General features: G+C 57.4%; 18 protein-coding genes. 14 read left to right on the top strand and 4 right to left on the bottom strand.

The features are described 5' to 3' along the window. Positions 1 to 8: 8 nt before the first annotated feature. From ACCD02_RS12205 to ACCD02_RS12140, 14 genes are all read left to right on the top strand, one after another. On the top strand, positions 9 to 383 hold the full coding sequence (locus ACCD02_RS12205; protein WP_413301675.1) for a TIGR03745 family integrating conjugative element membrane protein: 375 nt from the start codon (positions 9 to 11) through the stop codon (positions 381 to 383). Positions 384 to 399: 16 nt separating this feature from the next. Next, positions 400 to 780 (top strand): TIGR03750 family conjugal transfer protein, encoded by a 381-nt coding sequence (locus tag ACCD02_RS12200; RefSeq protein ID WP_413301673.1) that lies wholly within the window; start codon positions 400 to 402, stop codon positions 778 to 780. Next, the gene (locus ACCD02_RS12195; protein WP_413301671.1) at positions 777 to 1,433 is read left to right on the top strand and encodes a PFL_4703 family integrating conjugative element protein; all 657 of its coding nucleotides are present in this window, start codon (positions 777 to 779) and stop codon (positions 1,431 to 1,433) included. Before ACCD02_RS12200 ends, ACCD02_RS12195 begins: the two co-directional genes overlap by 4 nt. A gap of 47 nt (positions 1,434 to 1,480) precedes the next feature. Then, a complete protein-coding gene (locus ACCD02_RS12190) occupies positions 1,481 to 2,353 on the top strand; it encodes a TIGR03749 family integrating conjugative element protein (RefSeq protein ID WP_413301873.1) in 873 nt (290 codons plus the stop codon). After that, on the top strand, positions 2,343 to 3,839 hold the full coding sequence (locus tag ACCD02_RS12185; protein ID WP_413301669.1) for a TIGR03752 family integrating conjugative element protein: 1,497 nt from the start codon (positions 2,343 to 2,345) through the stop codon (positions 3,837 to 3,839). The genes ACCD02_RS12190 and ACCD02_RS12185 overlap by 11 nt, the downstream gene beginning before the upstream one ends. Continuing rightward, positions 3,817 to 4,272, top strand: a complete 456-nt coding sequence (locus ACCD02_RS12180) for a TIGR03751 family conjugal transfer lipoprotein (protein ID WP_413301667.1) — start codon at positions 3,817 to 3,819, stop codon at positions 4,270 to 4,272. Before ACCD02_RS12185 ends, ACCD02_RS12180 begins: the two co-directional genes overlap by 23 nt. 149 nt (positions 4,273 to 4,421) lie before the next feature. Next, complete coding sequence (locus tag ACCD02_RS12175; RefSeq protein ID WP_413301870.1) at positions 4,422 to 7,280, top strand: conjugative transfer ATPase; 2,859 nt, start codon at positions 4,422 to 4,424, stop codon at positions 7,278 to 7,280. Next, complete coding sequence (locus ACCD02_RS12170; protein ID WP_413301665.1) at positions 7,277 to 7,591, top strand: hypothetical protein; 315 nt, start codon at positions 7,277 to 7,279, stop codon at positions 7,589 to 7,591. Before ACCD02_RS12175 ends, ACCD02_RS12170 begins: the two co-directional genes overlap by 4 nt. Continuing rightward, the gene (locus ACCD02_RS12165) at positions 7,591 to 8,295 is read left to right on the top strand and encodes a DsbA family protein (protein WP_413301867.1); all 705 of its coding nucleotides are present in this window, start codon (positions 7,591 to 7,593) and stop codon (positions 8,293 to 8,295) included. Before ACCD02_RS12170 ends, ACCD02_RS12165 begins: the two co-directional genes overlap by 1 nt. A gap of 112 nt (positions 8,296 to 8,407) precedes the next feature. Beyond that, positions 8,408 to 8,848 carry a TIGR03757 family integrating conjugative element protein gene (locus ACCD02_RS12160; protein ID WP_413301663.1) on the top strand — a complete coding sequence of 147 codons (441 nt, stop codon included), beginning with the start codon at positions 8,408 to 8,410 and terminating at the stop codon, positions 8,846 to 8,848. Then, complete coding sequence (locus ACCD02_RS12155) at positions 8,845 to 9,786, top strand: TIGR03756 family integrating conjugative element protein (protein WP_413301661.1); 942 nt, start codon at positions 8,845 to 8,847, stop codon at positions 9,784 to 9,786. The genes ACCD02_RS12160 and ACCD02_RS12155 overlap by 4 nt, the downstream gene beginning before the upstream one ends. A gap of 19 nt (positions 9,787 to 9,805) precedes the next feature. Beyond that, a complete protein-coding gene (locus ACCD02_RS12150; RefSeq protein ID WP_413301659.1) occupies positions 9,806 to 11,176 on the top strand; it encodes an integrating conjugative element protein in 1,371 nt (456 codons plus the stop codon). Between the two features lie 2 nt (positions 11,177 to 11,178). Beyond that, on the top strand, positions 11,179 to 11,520 hold the full coding sequence (locus tag ACCD02_RS12145; protein WP_413301657.1) for a hypothetical protein: 342 nt from the start codon (positions 11,179 to 11,181) through the stop codon (positions 11,518 to 11,520). Positions 11,521 to 11,531: 11 nt separating this feature from the next. After that, positions 11,532 to 13,070 (top strand): conjugal transfer protein TraG N-terminal domain-containing protein, encoded by a 1,539-nt coding sequence (locus ACCD02_RS12140; protein WP_413301655.1) that lies wholly within the window; start codon positions 11,532 to 11,534, stop codon positions 13,068 to 13,070. Positions 13,071 to 13,126: 56 nt separating this feature from the next. Here ACCD02_RS12140 and ACCD02_RS12135 read toward each other — a convergent pair whose 3' ends face one another. The 4 genes from ACCD02_RS12135 to ACCD02_RS12120 form a co-directional block, all read right to left on the bottom strand. Next, positions 13,127 to 13,516 carry a DUF3742 family protein gene (locus tag ACCD02_RS12135; protein ID WP_413301653.1) on the bottom strand — a complete coding sequence of 130 codons (390 nt, stop codon included), beginning with the start codon at positions 13,514 to 13,516 and terminating at the stop codon, positions 13,127 to 13,129. Between the two features lie 129 nt (positions 13,517 to 13,645). Beyond that, positions 13,646 to 14,044: a type II toxin-antitoxin system VapC family toxin gene (locus ACCD02_RS12130; RefSeq protein WP_413301651.1), complete on the bottom strand. Its 399-nt coding sequence runs from the start codon at positions 14,042 to 14,044 to the stop codon at positions 13,646 to 13,648. Continuing rightward, positions 14,041 to 14,304: an antitoxin gene (locus tag ACCD02_RS12125; protein ID WP_413301649.1), complete on the bottom strand. Its 264-nt coding sequence runs from the start codon at positions 14,302 to 14,304 to the stop codon at positions 14,041 to 14,043. The genes ACCD02_RS12130 and ACCD02_RS12125 overlap by 4 nt, the downstream gene beginning before the upstream one ends. Before the next feature lie 473 nt (positions 14,305 to 14,777). After that, the gene (locus ACCD02_RS12120) at positions 14,778 to 15,053 is read right to left on the bottom strand and encodes a hypothetical protein (RefSeq protein WP_413301647.1); all 276 of its coding nucleotides are present in this window, start codon (positions 15,051 to 15,053) and stop codon (positions 14,778 to 14,780) included. Positions 15,054 to 15,251: the final 198 nt, after the last annotated feature.

Here is a 15,251-nt window from a genome sequence, read left to right as displayed (position 1 = left end):
AGATTTAAATGCCGTTCCTTCCTCGCTTATCTGCACGCGCAAAACGCATCAGAACCGCTTCGGCCATTCAGGCAGCAGTTTTGTTGGCCGCGCTACCGCAGATGTCATTTGCGGCCCTGCCGCAGGCCCAGGCCCCTACCCGGGGCGAGGGCACAAGCATTATGCAAACGGTCCAGAACTACATGTTCGACGGGTTCACGCTCCTTGGACTGGTGATGTGTGCCGCTGCTTTGATCATCGTCGGGCGTCATGCAATCGGCGTTTACCATTCCATCCACGAAGGAAAGGCAAAGTGGGCCGACCTCGGCGCGACGGCAACGGTGGGGGTCTGCCTGATCGGTATCACGATCTTCCTGGTCACCAAAGCCACTTCCGTACTCTGACGATTAAGGTGCACTGATGAGTGATCAGCATGATGACGGAACGTTGCTTTTTCTTCCGAGCAGACTGAATAACCAGCCCGTCGTCATTGGTGGGCTGACCGCTGACGAGATGTGGGTGACCGTGTTTGGCAGTGCCGGCGCCGGTTTTGTCATCGGCATTCCGCTGGCATTTTTTGTCACGCCCGCGATGCCAATAGTCACCGCACTCGCCGGCGGCACAGCCGGACTTCTGATCGCCGCGCGTGTATTGCGCAGGCTCAAGCGTGGCAGACCTGAAACCTGGCTGTATCGCCGTGCCCAGTGGCTGATTGCCGAACAAGGCCCGACCTTCATGAACAGCGCGCGCCTGGTGATCCGCTCGGGCGCTTGGACCTGTAAACGCCGAGGGCAACTATGAGTCGTTTCTGGAAGCTCGCAGACGCGCAGCGCGCGCACATCATGAGCCTGCGTATTGCATTGGTCGTGATTGCTGTTATTTGCTCCGGCCTGGGCTACGGCTGGTGGTCCGCACCGCGCGAATTAACTGTTCATGTGCCTCCCGATCTGCGCTCGGGCAGTACACGTAAGTGGTGGGATGTCCCTCCTGAGTCGGTTTACACCTTCGGCTTTTATATCTTCCAGCAGCTCAATCGCTGGCCCACCAATGGTGAAGCGGACTACGAGCGCAATCTCGTCCAGCTCACCGCCTACCTGACGCCGACCTGCCGAACCTACCTGCAGAGTGATTTCGAACTGCGGCGCAACAGCGGTGAGCTGCGCAAGCGCGTGCGAGGCGTGTATGAGATTCCGGGTCGAGGCTATGGCGACGAGCCGACGTTGCACGTCAAGCAGCTCTCGATCAACGAGTGGACCGTTAACCTGGACATATCCGCTGATGAATACCTCGGTGGTGAACTGGTCAAACGTGCGTTCGCTCGTTACCCGTTGCACATCATTCGCCAGGATGTTGACCCGGAAAAGAACCCCTTTGGCATGGCATGGGATTGCTACAGCGGCACGCCTCAGCGAATCGACGCCACCCCGCTTCCTTCTGCCGGGGGTGCCAAATGACAGTATTTCGCCTCGCAGCACGATTTAGCACCGTCGCTTGCCTGCTCATGGCGACCTGGTCGGCCCAGGCGGTAGAGATCATGCGCTGGGAACGGCTGCCATTGGCGGTCCCGCTGGTCGTCGGACAAGAACGCATCGTTTTTCTGGATCAAAATGTTCGGGTAGGCATCCCTCGATCATTGACCGACAAATTGCGGGTTCAGAGCATTGGTGGTGCTATCTATCTGCTCGCCAAGGAGACCATCGAACCCACACGCCTGCAGCTGCAAAATGTTCAAACCGGCGAAATCATGCTGGTGGATATCGCCGCAATGACAGCGCCAAAAGACCAGGCCGCCCTTGAGCCGGTCAAAATCATCGCCGGCGACACGACTCCTACCCGTTACGGGACCAGCAAACCGGCGCAGAAAGCCACCAGTCGCACCGCCTCAGCAGCCGTTAATACCAGCGATGAGGAAGAGGCCGAGGAAGACGACACACCGCCCAAACGTGAAACACCCGTACCGGTAGTTCTCACTCGCTATGCATCGCAAATGCTGTACGCCCCCCTTCGAACCGTGGAGCCCGTGGAGGGCATCATCCAGGTGAAGCTGGATCGACGCGCTGACCTTTCAACCCTGCTGCCAACCCTGCCGGTGGTCGCCTCCGCACTAGGCTCATGGCAACTGGACGACTACTGGGTTACTGCGGTCAAGCTGCGCAATCAGACCACGCAACGTCTCTCACTTGATCCACGGGAGTTGATGGGCGACCTGGTGACGGCGACCTTTCAACACAATTACCTGGGAGCCAAGGGCGACGCGACGGACACGACCACGCTGTATGTCGTCACCCGCGGGCATGGAATCGGTCAGTCGGTGCTCCCGTCAATTGGTCAAGCCGACCCGCGCGTGAAACAGGAGGCCGATCATGAAAGGTAATCCGCTCCTCAAAATACTGGTTATCCCCATTATCGTCCTTGCAGTGATTCTGGGGAACAAGGCGTTCAGCAACAAACCGGCTACAAACGGCGGTGACGCAGGCGGCCCAACACTGACCGCCGAGCAAGCTAAGGCAATGGGCGTCGACGGCGATACGCCAAGCGACACCCTGCGCACGATGGTTGCAGAAGGTCGTCAGCTCAAGGACCAAGTCAACCAGGTGCTCTCGGATAACCAGGCTGTTAAGCAGGAAAACGAAACACTCAAGCTCAAGCTGGGAAACATCGATCAGGTAGTCACTCAGCGCGTTCAAGCTGCAACAGAACAAATGAAATCGGACAGCGTGCAGCGGCAGCAGAGTCTGACTGAAATGATTCAAAAGCAGTTCGACAATTTGGGTAAACCTGCCGCCTCGAACAACGACATGCCCATTGGCCTGGGAATCGCGGCTGGGGAAGGCGTGGATGTCAAAAAGCCAAGTGATAGCTCGGAAATCATCTGGATCAATCCGCAAGACGCTACTGCCGTGGACTCCACAGGCAAGCCCATCGCTGCTGGATCAAGCCTGCAGCCGAGCAGCTTCAGCTTCCCGTCGTCATTCGGTGACTCGGTGGATCGGGGACAGAAAGCGCTCAACAGCGGTGCGGAGCGTGTGAGCGACAGCATGAGCCCAACCGGTCAGCAGGAGTCACGCAAAAAAGTCCGTAAGGTCTACACGCTGCCACAGAACTCTACATTGATGGGCTCGGTGGCCATGTCTGCACTGATTGGCCGCGTCCCTGTCGATGGTACTGTGAACGACCCCTACCCTTTTAAAGTGCTTATCGGTCCGGACAACCTGACAGCCAACGGTATCGACCTGCCGGACGTGGCCGGTGCCGTGGCCAGCGGCACGGCGTCCGGTGACTGGACGCTGTCGTGTGTGCGTGGGCAGATCCGCAGCATGACCTTCGTCTTCACCGACGGCACCATCCGCACACTGCCGGCGCCGAGCAAGGATGGCCAGCAGAACAACAGCAACCAAAATCAGAACCAGGCCAGCGCTGGTCAGCCGCAGCCCGTCCAGGGTGGCATGGGCTGGATCAGTGATCCCTATGGCATTCCCTGCATCAGCGGTGAACGGCGCAGCAACGCCGCTCAATACATCGGTTCCCAGGCCTTGATCACGGCCGCCGGTGCCGGCGCTGCGTCACTGATCAAGACCGATAACACCACCTCATCCTACGTATCAAGCTCCGGCAGCACCCTCGGCACCACCGGTGTGTCCGGCAACCAGGCCATGGGCCAGATCCTCAACTCGGGCGTCAGCGATATCTCTGCCTGGGTGAACAAGCTCTACGGCCAGGCGTTCGCGGCAGTGTACGTAGAGCCTGGCGCCAAGGTCGTCCTGCACCTGGACCAGGAGCTGGACATCGATTACGAAATCAAGGGCCGCAAGGTCAACTACGGCACAGGAGCACGCCATGCCGCTGCCAATCTGGACTAAATCATCCAGCCTCTTTCGCCAGCCAGCATGCCTCTGCGCTCTCTTGGCCATTGTGCTGCTGGGCGGTTGCTCGACGGACAAGGAGCAAATGCTGCCTCATGGCAAGAACACCATGATGGACGTCTGGGATGGCGGCACTGCAGGCTCAGGAACAAGCTCCAGCAACCGACAGATGCTCGATGCCCGCGCGCAGTTGCGCCGCCCCCTCGAAGCGGGCCAAGGAGGCCTGCAGGAAAACGCAGCCTACACCCGCACCTCTCAAAACGAGATCTACAGCCAGTTCAAGCGACTGCCCAACCCTGACCTGGTCATGTACGTGTTCCCGCACCTGGCGGGTTCTGACCCAGCGCCAGTACCTGGGTATACGACCGTTTTCCCACTATATCAGCGCGTGCAGTACGCGATGCCCGGTGAACGGGTGGAGGATTATTGATGGGACTTCTGGAAAGCCTGAGGCACTCGAAGCCTGCAAATGACGCCGTGGTTACGTCCCTGGAACAGGTCACTGAAGAGCTGATCACCGCCGACGAGCCCATATCTCAGCCACCACAGAAGGAAACACCATCAGCCGCATCGGCATCCATGGATGAGGCGATGGAGCGTTACCTTGGACGCCTCAGTGCCCAGGGCGTACCAACGCCCGGCAACTGGCAGGATTCGAAAAGCAAACCGGCCACTGTGGCCGATGTTTCTGCCTTGTATGACGTGAAGCCCAGCTTTGTGGATCTATTACCTTGGGCTGAGTACCTGCCTGATGAGCAGGCCATGCTCCTCGAGGATGGCAAATCGCTGGCAGCCTTCTTTGAGATCACGCCCATTGGCACCGAGGGCCGGGATCCGGAGTGGCTGCGCAAAGCTCGTGATGCTCTGGAAAATGCACTGCAGGACAGCTTTGACGAACTGGATGAGTCGCCCTGGGTTGTGCAGTTTTATGCTAAGGACGAAACCAGCTGGGATGATTACCTGCAGCAACTGCGCGAGTACATACAACCGCGCGCCCAGGGCACTGCCTTCACGGAAATGTACCTGCAGTTGTTCAAACATCACCTGGCGGCGATTTCCAAGCCGGGCGGGCTGTTTGAGGACACCAAGGTCTCGCAACTGCCATGGCGCGGCCAGCAGCGACGTGTGCGCATGGTTGTCTATCGCCGCAGTACCAGTACCGGCGATGGAAAGATACGTGGCCAGACTCCGGCCATGTACCTGCGCAACATTTGTGAGCGCCTTGTCGGCGGCCTGGCCAATGCCGGCATCAAGACAAAACGCATGGATGGCCACGATATCCGACACTGGCTTCTGCACTGGTTCAACCCTCACGCCGATCACTTGGGCTCAGCCCGCCGCGATATTGATCGATTCTTCGAGCTGGTAAATACCCGCACCGGCAAACCCGAAGAGGACGAATTGCCGCTGGCCAGCGGCGGCGACTTCGCCCAGAGCCTGTTTTACAGAGAGCCACGGTCGGACGTTGCCAAAGGGTTGTGGTACTTCGACGGCCTTCCCCACCGCGTGGTCGTCCTCGATCGCCTACGCGAGGCCCCCAAAACGGGGCATTTGACCGGTGAAACCCGCAAGGGCGGCGATGCCCTGCATGCTTTGTTCGACAAGTTGCCAGAGGACACCGTCCTCAACATCACGCTCGTGATTACCCCTCAGGATGTGCTCGAGGCGCACCTGGAGAAGTTGGCTCGTAAATCGGTCGGAGACAACCAGGCGTCTGCCCTGACCCGCGAGGCTGTGGACGATGCGCGCAAACTCATCGGCAGGAAGCACAAACTCTATCGCGGAAGTGTGGCGTTCTATCTCAGCGGCCGCGACGAGGAACAATTGAATGATCGAAGCATGGCTCTAACGAACGCCCTGCTCGGTGCTGGGATGGAGCCTGTTTCGCCAGCCGATGAAGTGGCGCCTTTGAATAGCTATCTTCGCTGGCTGCCGGCCAACTTCGATGTCACTCAAAGCCGTGCCCTGGACTGGTACGTGCAGATGATGCTAGCCCAACACATTGCAAATCTGTGCCCTGTCTGGGGCCGGGCAAGCGGCACCGGCCACCCTGGGCTGACACTGTTCAACCGAGGTGGTGCGCCCTTGACGGTGGACCCGCTGAACAAGCTGGACCGGCAGATGAACGCGCACATGTTCATCTTCGGCCCGACCGGTGCGGGTAAGTCGGCCACCCTGAACTATCTGATCAACCAGTTGATCGCCGTGTATCGACCTCGCCTGTTCATTGTCGAGGCGGGGAACAGCTTTGGTCTGCTGGGGGACTTTGCCAAGAAGCTTGGGCTGACCGTCAACCGCCTGAAGCTCGCTCCAGGCTCAGGCGTCAGCCTGGCCCCATTCGCCGATGCTATTCGCCTGGTCGAATCGCCGCATAAGGTCAAAACGCTGGACGCCGATGATATCGATGGATCTGACGATCACTCGGCTACCACCTCCCCAGCGGATGACGAGGATGAGCGTGATGTCCTGGGCGAGATGGAAATCGTCGCCAGGTTGATGATTACCGGTGGTGAGGAGAAGGAAGACGCTCGTCTCACCAGGGCTGATCGAAGTGCCATTCGCCATTGCATCCTCTTGGCCGCCAAGACTTGTGCAAAAGAATCACGCACCGTTCGAACTCAGGATGTTCGGGATGCCCTCACCGCTGCCGGCAAAGATACTTCCATTCCCGAGGCTCGCCGGGAGCGCATGCTGGAAATGGCCGAGGCCATGGACATGTTCTGTATGGGCGCCGATGGCGACATGTTCAACCGTGACGGTACACCGTGGCCGGAAGCGGACATCACGATTGTGGACTTGGCCACCTATGCGCGAGAGGGCTACAACGCCCAGCTGTCGATCGCCTATATCTCGCTGATCAACACGGTCAATAACATTGCCGAGCGTGACCAGTTCAAAGGTCGACCCATCGTCAACGTGACGGATGAGGGCCACATCGTCACCAAGAACCCGCTGCTCTCGCCCTACATCATCAAGATCACCAAGATGTGGCGAAAACTCGGCGCCTGGTTCTGGCTCGCCACTCAGAACATCGATGACTTGCCGCCCGCTGCGGCACCGATGCTCAACATGATCGAGTGGTGGATCTGTCTGAACATGCCGCCTGACGAGGTTGAGAAAATCGCGAAATTCCGCGAGCTATCCCCTGCGCAAAAATCGCTGATGCTCTCGGCCCGCAAGGAAAGCGGCAAGTTCACCGAAGGCGTCATCATGTCCAAATCGATGGAAGTGCTGTTCCGTGCAGTCCCTCCGAGCCTTTATCTGGCACTGGCGATGACTGAGCCAGAAGAGAAAAAGCAACGTTACGACCTGATGCAGTCCTTGGGCGTAGACGAACTCGGCGCCGCCCTGGGCGTAGCGCAAGACCTGGACCGCAAACGGGGGATCGAACCACCCACCATTACATTCCCTACACAAGCCCCGGAGAACCTGGCATGAGAGCCATGGACACCTTGACTCAAAACCTAATTGATTCGCTGACCCAGCTGCTGCAGGTTCCCCAGGAAGATTCGTTGGCGGCATTGCACGTTTGTGCCCCGGTACTGATCGAGCACCTGCAGACGGTCAAACACAACGCCGTGGATCGCAGGGATATCGAAGCGCAGCTGCGCAAAGCCTTGGACAGATGGCTGACCCAACACCCTCAGCCGGACAGCGCGCAGCGCTTGCTCCTGGAGACGCTGGAAAAGGAACTGTTTGGCAAGACGTCTGCGCTCAGGCTGGTTGAATCAGGAGGCGCATCAGCGTGATGAGAAACCTGTGGTCTGCCAATAAGTGGAGCGTCACCGGTATCCTGATAGCGCTCGTGACCGTCTGCACAGCTCTGATGCTCTTGACCGTATGCGCCGCTCTGATCGGCACCAGCGTCAAGGCGACACCGGTGCAGAACGGTCCCTGGATCTATGGCGCCCCCGGCGCCAGATTCACCGTCACCGAGTACGCAGATCTGGAATGCCCTTACTGCAAGGATTACTTCCCGCAGCTGAAGTCCTGGATTGATACGCAAGCTGACGTCAATCTTCAATGGCACCACCTGCCACTGTCCATTCATGAGCCCGTGGCCGGTCGTGAGGCCCGCCTGGCCGAATGCGTGGGTATGAGCAGTGGCAATCAGGCTTTCTGGACGGTCGTGGAATTGATCTATCGGCAGACACGCTCCAATGGTGCAGGTCTGCCAACGAACCTTGATGTCTCATCGTCCCAAGCTGCAGATCTGGCCATAGCGGTCGAGGGCTGTTCAGCGCCGACACAGGCTGTTGGCCAACGTGTCCAACAGCAAGTCAAAGAAGCCGCAATGAAGAAAATAGATGCCACTCCCACCCTCATCATTACTGACAACCTGACCCAGCGATCAATCAAGCTCTTAGGCGCGGCCACCGAGGATTCACTGCTGTCTGCAATCGACTGGCTTGCCACGCCTCCCGAGGCGGCACCATCGTCCAGCAGTCTGTGAGACCTTGTACGAGCAGCCGATCAACCCCTTAGCCACCTGATAATGGTTTCCTACTGACGCCCTCCTCCTGATCGATTCTTCTGTACCTGAAACCCCTATCAGGTACTGCCTCATGGACCTCTATCAACGTATTAAACCCCGCCCCCCGCATGTGCGAGGGCTGGGGACGATGCTGCTCACTGCGCTGCTGTGCGCCACGGCCAACGCCGAAACTTGGGTTGTTACAGACAGCCACCATCCCACGCAGTCTGGACCCGGTGTGCGCGTCATCTTGCTGGACGACGTCGACCGGCTGCAGGAGAAACTCTCGCAGGGACTGCCGGCAGATCCTCAACAGGCCATGGTCATCGTTCGTCAACGCATGCAATCGCCCGATGGCCAGCGCCTGCAGAAAGACCTGGCGCTCGCTCAACAAGGTACTGCCGATGCCTGGGCGCTGGGCATCAGCAAAATTCCGGCTGTCGTGGTCGACCGCCAGTTTGTCGTCTACGGAGAACCCAGCGTTCCTGTGGCGGTTCGGCAGATCGCTCGGTACCGGGAGAGCAGGCCATGAATCATTTTGGCCCAAGAGCTCGGCGCTTGGTTGCCGTCACGGTACTCGCTGTCGGAACACCGGCATTCGGAGCAATCAATACCGCGGCAATCGTGGCTTCGACCCTCTCCCCGGATTGCCTTGAATACAAGGTGGTCGGCATCTGCTACTGGCTGCTTTGCACGCCCTTCGGTTGCTCAGTAAAAACGTCAACCAAGGTTCGTCACTTCGTCCCCGACGCAGTGGTCTCCAGCTATTCGAATACAGGTGAGAACCCGTGGACCGAGGTCTCGATGTTCAGCTCACCCTCCGGCCTGGCGCAGGACGGTGGTGACGGCACCACCAGCCACAACAATCAGAACGAAATGGCGAAGTTCAAAAACGCGGACGTCATCGGCCACCCTGGCGGCGCAACGTTCAGCCAGTTCGCCAGTGGATCAGGGTATGTGTGCAAAGGAGCAACCACAGCGTTTGAGCCCTATCTGCTGAGCACACTGGACACTATCGCCTGGCGCTACACCGTCCCAGAGATGGTGTATCCCGAGGCGTTGATACCCGGGCGCCGCGAGGTGGGCGGCATGACAAGCGGCGACCTCTGGGGGGCCGTCTACCCGCGCGGGGGCTTTTTGCACCAATCGGACGACTTCAAGGCTGGAGCAGTGGTGGCTCAGCGCGCCGGGGACATCGTCACTCGACCCGGCCAGATTCATGTGTATCTCTCGATGGTCGCGCAACCGCAGGACGGTTACTGGCCGGCTGGAGAGCTGCTCGAGGGCGATGCCACGACCGGCAAGTGGCAGGAGTTGACACCCACACTCAGTCAGAGCTGCGCCGTTTTCCCTCACAGCAACGCACAAGTACAGGCAGTTGATGGCGGCTACGCCTGGGCTTTGTGGCGCCCGTACTCCTGCTGCCAGCGCGAAGGCCAGACCTTCCTGGGCAGCACCGACTTCCAATAAGCACATAAGGATCTCGAACATGCACATACGCCCCATTACAGCCCTGACACTGTCAGGTCTCTTGTTAGCCGGTTCAGCGGTGGCAGCGGTTACCCCGATCAACACGTCATCCTCTGGCAGCGTCATTGGTGACGACCTGCTGTACAGCGTTGGCGGCGGCAACGCGGTCAGCATGGGCAGCGCCGGCAACATGGACAGCATCGGTATTGGGGGTGGCTGGAACACCAACCCCATCTGCGGAAACATGAACCTGACCAATACACTGCAGAACCAGCTCAACGGCGCCACCCAAGGCTTCCAGCAAATCATGGGCTCGGTGCTGACCAATGCCACCCAGGCGGTGTCATCGCTCCCGGGTTTGATCCTGCAACGATCCAATCCGGCGCTATACAACCTGTTGACCAATGGTGTGCTGCAGGGCCGTCTGGACTTTGATCGTTCCAAAGGCACTTGTCGGGCTATTGCCGACAAGATGGTCGACGTGGCCGGCGGGCAAATGGGCTGGAACAAGATTGCCGAAGGCCAGGCAATGACTCAGGCCGTTGCCAGTGGCACCGATGCCGTCGCAGCTGTTTCAGATGTCGAAGCAAAGAGTGGCAACGATGGTCTGACTTGGGTCGGTGGCAATAAAGCCGGTGGTTCTGGCCAGCAGCCGATCAAAGTGGTCAGCGACGTTACCCGGGCTGGTTACAACCTGATGAACGGACGCGGCCCTACCGACACCTCCTCGATCCCCGCCTCCACATGCGGCAACGGCTTAGTGTGTAACACCTGGTCCTCGCCCAAGCAGGCAACCGACTTCGCCAATCGCGTGCTGGGCGAACAGCAACAACAAACCTGTGATAGCTGCACCAAGACCACCACAACCGCTGGTGCCGGGCTCACGCCGGTGATTCAGGAGTCCTACGACGCCAAATTGAAGGCGCTGAACGAACTGATCTCCGGCAGCAAGCCGTTGACCTCCGACAACCTGGCCTTGGCCAGTAGCGACTCGTTGCCCGTCACTCGCGGAGTCGTTGAAGCGCTGCGCACAGAACACGACCAGGACGTGCTCGCCAAACGCCTTGCCTCAGAAGTCGCGCTTTCAGATGTCCTGGGTAAAGCCCTGCTGCTCCAGCGCACCATGATGGCCGGCAGCAAAGAGCCCAACGTCGCGGCCAACGACGTGGCCACCAAAGCGATCGATCAACAGAACAATGCGCTGCAACAGGAAATCGACAACCTGAAGACTGAACTGGATTTGCGTCGCAGCCTGGCCAGCAACTCGCCCTCGGCCATCTTGGGCCGCGCGCAGATCCGTTCTGAAGGTTCCAAAGGTGTATTTCAGGGTGATGCCGTGCCGAACCGACTTGATCGCCTGCAGAACACTGGCTCAGGCCAAGGGAAGTGACTATGGCAGCTCTTCGGTCGGCAGCCCGCTACGTACGTAAAGGTCTTGGCGCAGCCTGGTCATTGATTTGGATGTTCACTGCAACATTCGGCCTGGCAATCGCATTGACACTCCTGGTGAAAGGCGTGTTTGGGGACTTCGACCAGTACAAGGCCTGGCAGGCATCGCACTTCATTTACCTGCTGCTCTGGCGGTTGCTGATTTACGGTGCGCTGGCTTGGGGCTGGTTCAAAATTCGCCGGCGGATTGCCCGGGAAGCTGAGTCAAATAAGCTGATTCGCTGCGAGGTACTGCTGGTGTTTCTGGCGTGTGTTTTCGAAGCCAATCACGCAGGCCTGCTATAGAGGGTAAGACCATGATATTGCACACCAACGATTACCTTGAGTATTACCTCACCCTCGTGGGTTGGCTCATCAATAGCGGCATATGGGACGTTATTTCAAGCAGCGGCCTGTTCGCCGCACCCTTCGCCGCCATGGTCATTCAGGAATGGCTCAGGGCTCGTGGTGAGGGTGCCGATGAAGGCAACAAAGGCGTTTTGGCGTTAGCCCGGATTGAAAACCGGTTTTATGTGGCGATTATTGTGATCATGCTGGGCTGCATGCCGATGATCAATGTCAGTTTCGACACTCTGACATTCGATACGACCAGGTCCGAGCAATGCCAATACTCTTTACCGAAACCCTCCGAAACAGGCTGGAACACGTCCTTCAGCACGCTGAATGGTAAGAGTGCAACAGTTCCGATCTGGTGGTTGTTCATTCACGCAATGTCGAAGGCTGTAACAGCCGCCTCGGTTGCCTCCATCCCATGCGGCGTGGATCTGCAACAGGTTCGTATGGACGTTAACAGCACACGCATCAACAACCCGCTGCTCGCCCAGGAGGTCGCCGACTTCACGAACGACTGCTATGGCCGTGCCCGGGCAAAACTGTTCATGACACAGCCAACTTTGACCTCAGACCAGCTGAATGACGTGAGCTGGATCGGCTCACACTTCTTTCTGCAGACCTCGGGTTACTACGCAGACGGAATCAGCGGGTTTCGCTCTCACACGCCCAGGGCAGCCTGGCCTTACGACTCGACCCGAGACGCAGGCCTGGCTCAGACCACCGGCGGTGGTGGCTACCCCACCTGCACCCAGTGGTGGTCTGACGGCAGTATTGGTCTCCGGCCTCGGCTGCTCGAGCAGGTGGATGCAGATCTGCTTAGCAAGATCGCCGCGTGGGCAAAGTTCGTGTCGCAGGACGAGGTGAATGATGCCGTCATCCGAGACCTGGTCTCTCCCCGAAAGCAAAGCCTTACCCAAGGAGCAGTCTATTCCGACTACGGTGGCCAGGTCGGCGGCTCAGTCGCCAATGACATCACGCGCATTGCGGCAACCGCGGGTCAGGCGTTTGGTGCCGTAGCCATGTACCCCGCGATAGACAGCGTGAGACAGGCTGCGCCGATGGTGATGTCGTTTCTAAAGATGGCGCTGATCATCTGCATTCCATTTGTGCTCACCATCGGGACATTTGATCTGAAGGTCGCGATGACAATCACGTTCGCCCAGTTCGCGCTGATCTTCGTAGACTTCTGGTTCCAACTGGCGCGATGGGTGGACAGTACGATTCTCGATGCACTCTACGGGAATGGACTTGGACTAAATCCAAACATCCCTCATAACAACTTCGACCCCATACTCGGAGCAAGTAACACGCAAGGAGACTTGTTATTAGATTTCGTAATAGGTTCAATGTTCATCGCGCTGCCAAGCTTTTGGGTGGTAGCACTTGGCTGGACAGGAATGAAAGTTGGCTCGTTGATGGAAGGACTGAGTTCAGGAGTTAAATCAGCTCAACAAGCTGGCTCTCAAGGAACAAACAAAATCCTTGGCCATATGAAGAAATAACTTCAACCACATTCGAACTTCAAAGGTATGGTTCGAATGTGGCGATTTAGTTTAGATTATTGGTACTTGTTGTCAGACTCAAACCAACCCTTGGTGCGGCCAAATACATCTGATTCGGTACCATAGGGAAGTTCAACATCAGGCATTAGAGCGTTCTGGGCTATGCGATCCGTTGCAGGATTAGTCATCATCCCAACCACAATTGCAACCATGGCCACCACAGCCAGGACGTAAAGAAGGCCCCAGGCTGCCAACACAGTGCCGCCGACGACAACCACAGCGCGAGCGAGCCATTTCACAGGAGCCACGATTAAGCTGGGAGCGCCGGCACGGGAGATGGCCGACCATACTGCCCGCTCAGCGCGCAGCACGCCGCCAACACCGCGCCCAAGGGATTGCCCCAGTCGCATTGCGAAATTTTCGCTGCTGACAGTGTGAGTAGCCATGCTTTTTCTCCCCCATCTCTAAAGATGCCGTTCTGCCATCATTTATAGACCCAAACGCTGACACATACAATATTTTTTTATGACCTCACACTAATCCCGACGAATAGCACGCATACCAAACATTGAAACTTAAACAGTCCAATCTTCGAGACTTATATCTCCAATTAAAGAGAATGCTTGATCGCTAGTTACTATAATTGCCTCAACACTCATGCCATGTGCCGCGATCAATAAGTCCAACGCACCTGGTGTTTTACCCCCCGCCTCTGCCTCAGCCCGAATTCGCCCATATACTTCCGCAGCTTGGCTGTCCCAGGGCAAGGTATCTACCCGTTTAAGGAACTCCTCCACCAAAGCTCGCAGCCTGTGGGCTTGCGGCCGCTTTGCCAGGCCATATTTCAGCTCTGCCTCAGTGATTGCAGAAATGCACAGCGCAGACATCGGGACACTCTTCACTTTACTGACGACCGCAGGGTTCCCACGCAGCAGCTGGCTCACCGTATTGGTATCGAGCATGTAATGGCTCATTCATCCATCCCTTCGAAAGGGTCCTTGGATGCCGCTAGAGCGTGATCGCGCTCTTGCTCGCCCAGGAAATCATCAGGGATAGCCTCGCCCTCTAATAGGCTCAGGAAGCCGTCCCAGGATTCAGGCTTACGCGACAGGATGACGTCACCTGTCACAGGGTCTCGGCGAATGAATACTTCATCGCTGTCAAACCTGAATGCCGCTGGCAAGCGGACAGCCTGGCTGCGGCCATTCAGAAAAACTTTGGCGGTCTGGCTCATGCATGAATGCTCCCTACACAAATGATACATACCAGAGTATATATCATGTCTGCTTCGGTGCAAATCGCCTCCGGGTCGGCCTGGCGCAAAGGGAAATGGCTGAGGCAAAGGGTTTGGAAGGGTTTGAATGGAATGGGTCAGAAGGGTAAGTGCCTTACCTGAAAGGGGCCTGCGGCGGCAGGAGCAAAAGGAGTGCGGGAAGAAGCCTCCTCCAAGCAATTAAAGTTTTCGTCCCCTATCCCATTTGTCCAGGAGAGCCTCAAACAGTACTGCGAGAGTCATTTCATCATTGGCAGATTGACCGGTGATAACGCCGCCATTTGGCCCTACTGCCATGGAGTTGTAGGGCATCTGCCAGTAGACCTTCGCGGTGATGATACGAGTGTATTGCCGAGTTGGCTCGATAACACGCTTGCCCCAGTAGCCCGACTGGGCCACTGGGGAATAGCTGAAAGCGGTTTTGATGGATGCTATCACCGAGTTAATGTTGCCCTTCCGCATTTAGGATCAATAGAATTCAAAATCCTTGTAAGGCGAAGCCATTCCAGGCGCGCCGTAGCATGCTTAAGTTTGGCCACAGCTTTCAAGGCCGCGAACCTCTTCCATACATCTTGATCTGCTTCGTCAGACATGAGAATCAGATAGGCTTCTTCGTCTAGTTTAGTCGCTTCAAAAAATAGTCTATTACAATAAGTTGCGGCTTCTTCCCACGACATTCCGGTTAGATTTTTGAATTTATCGTCGAACATCTTGAGCTCCATGTAACGATCCTAATTCTTGCTCCTAGGCAACTGCGGTTCATGACCTTGATCAGAACGGGATCATGTTTCAGTTAGGACGACGGCTCGCTCGGTGCGACGTCCGGTGATGTGGGTATTGTTGCACCTAATGAACGCTATTTTGACCGTATGCGATAGACGGTCTTTGCGGCTCTAAATTGGCCGTGT

The organism is Pseudomonas sp. Pseusp88 (genome assembly GCF_047303955.1).
In the GTDB taxonomy this organism is placed as follows: domain Bacteria; phylum Pseudomonadota; class Gammaproteobacteria; order Pseudomonadales; family Pseudomonadaceae; genus Aquipseudomonas.
Note: the sequence above shows the minus strand (reverse complement) of the source record. Positions and strands in the feature narration are given on the sequence as shown.

Excerpts from the sequence above, each read along its gene's own strand:
- ACCD02_RS12205 (WP_413301675.1), top strand. The coding sequence starts at position 9 with ATGCCGTTCCTTCCTCGCTTATCTGCACGCGCAAAACGCATCAGAACC.
- ACCD02_RS12200 (WP_413301673.1), top strand. The coding sequence starts at position 400 with ATGAGTGATCAGCATGATGACGGAACGTTGCTTTTTCTTCCGAGCAGA.
- ACCD02_RS12195 (WP_413301671.1), top strand. The coding sequence starts at position 777 with ATGAGTCGTTTCTGGAAGCTCGCAGACGCGCAGCGCGCGCACATCATG.
- ACCD02_RS12190 (WP_413301873.1), top strand. The coding sequence starts at position 1,481 with ATGGCGACCTGGTCGGCCCAGGCGGTAGAGATCATGCGCTGGGAACGG.
- ACCD02_RS12185 (WP_413301669.1), top strand. The coding sequence starts at position 2,343 with ATGAAAGGTAATCCGCTCCTCAAAATACTGGTTATCCCCATTATCGTC.
- ACCD02_RS12180 (WP_413301667.1), top strand. The coding sequence starts at position 3,817 with ATGCCGCTGCCAATCTGGACTAAATCATCCAGCCTCTTTCGCCAGCCA.
- ACCD02_RS12175 (WP_413301870.1), top strand. The coding sequence starts at position 4,422 with ATGGATGAGGCGATGGAGCGTTACCTTGGACGCCTCAGTGCCCAGGGC.
- ACCD02_RS12170 (WP_413301665.1), top strand. The coding sequence starts at position 7,277 with ATGAGAGCCATGGACACCTTGACTCAAAACCTAATTGATTCGCTGACC.
- ACCD02_RS12165 (WP_413301867.1), top strand. The coding sequence starts at position 7,591 with ATGAGAAACCTGTGGTCTGCCAATAAGTGGAGCGTCACCGGTATCCTG.
- ACCD02_RS12160 (WP_413301663.1), top strand. The coding sequence starts at position 8,408 with ATGGACCTCTATCAACGTATTAAACCCCGCCCCCCGCATGTGCGAGGG.
- ACCD02_RS12155 (WP_413301661.1), top strand. The coding sequence starts at position 8,845 with ATGAATCATTTTGGCCCAAGAGCTCGGCGCTTGGTTGCCGTCACGGTA.
- ACCD02_RS12150 (WP_413301659.1), top strand. The coding sequence starts at position 9,806 with ATGCACATACGCCCCATTACAGCCCTGACACTGTCAGGTCTCTTGTTA.
- ACCD02_RS12145 (WP_413301657.1), top strand. The coding sequence starts at position 11,179 with ATGGCAGCTCTTCGGTCGGCAGCCCGCTACGTACGTAAAGGTCTTGGC.
- ACCD02_RS12140 (WP_413301655.1), top strand. The coding sequence starts at position 11,532 with ATGATATTGCACACCAACGATTACCTTGAGTATTACCTCACCCTCGTG.
- ACCD02_RS12135 (WP_413301653.1), bottom strand. The coding sequence starts at position 13,516 with ATGGCTACTCACACTGTCAGCAGCGAAAATTTCGCAATGCGACTGGGG.
- ACCD02_RS12130 (WP_413301651.1), bottom strand. The coding sequence starts at position 14,044 with ATGAGCCATTACATGCTCGATACCAATACGGTGAGCCAGCTGCTGCGT.
- ACCD02_RS12125 (WP_413301649.1), bottom strand. The coding sequence starts at position 14,304 with ATGAGCCAGACCGCCAAAGTTTTTCTGAATGGCCGCAGCCAGGCTGTC.
- ACCD02_RS12120 (WP_413301647.1), bottom strand. The coding sequence starts at position 15,053 with ATGTTCGACGATAAATTCAAAAATCTAACCGGAATGTCGTGGGAAGAA.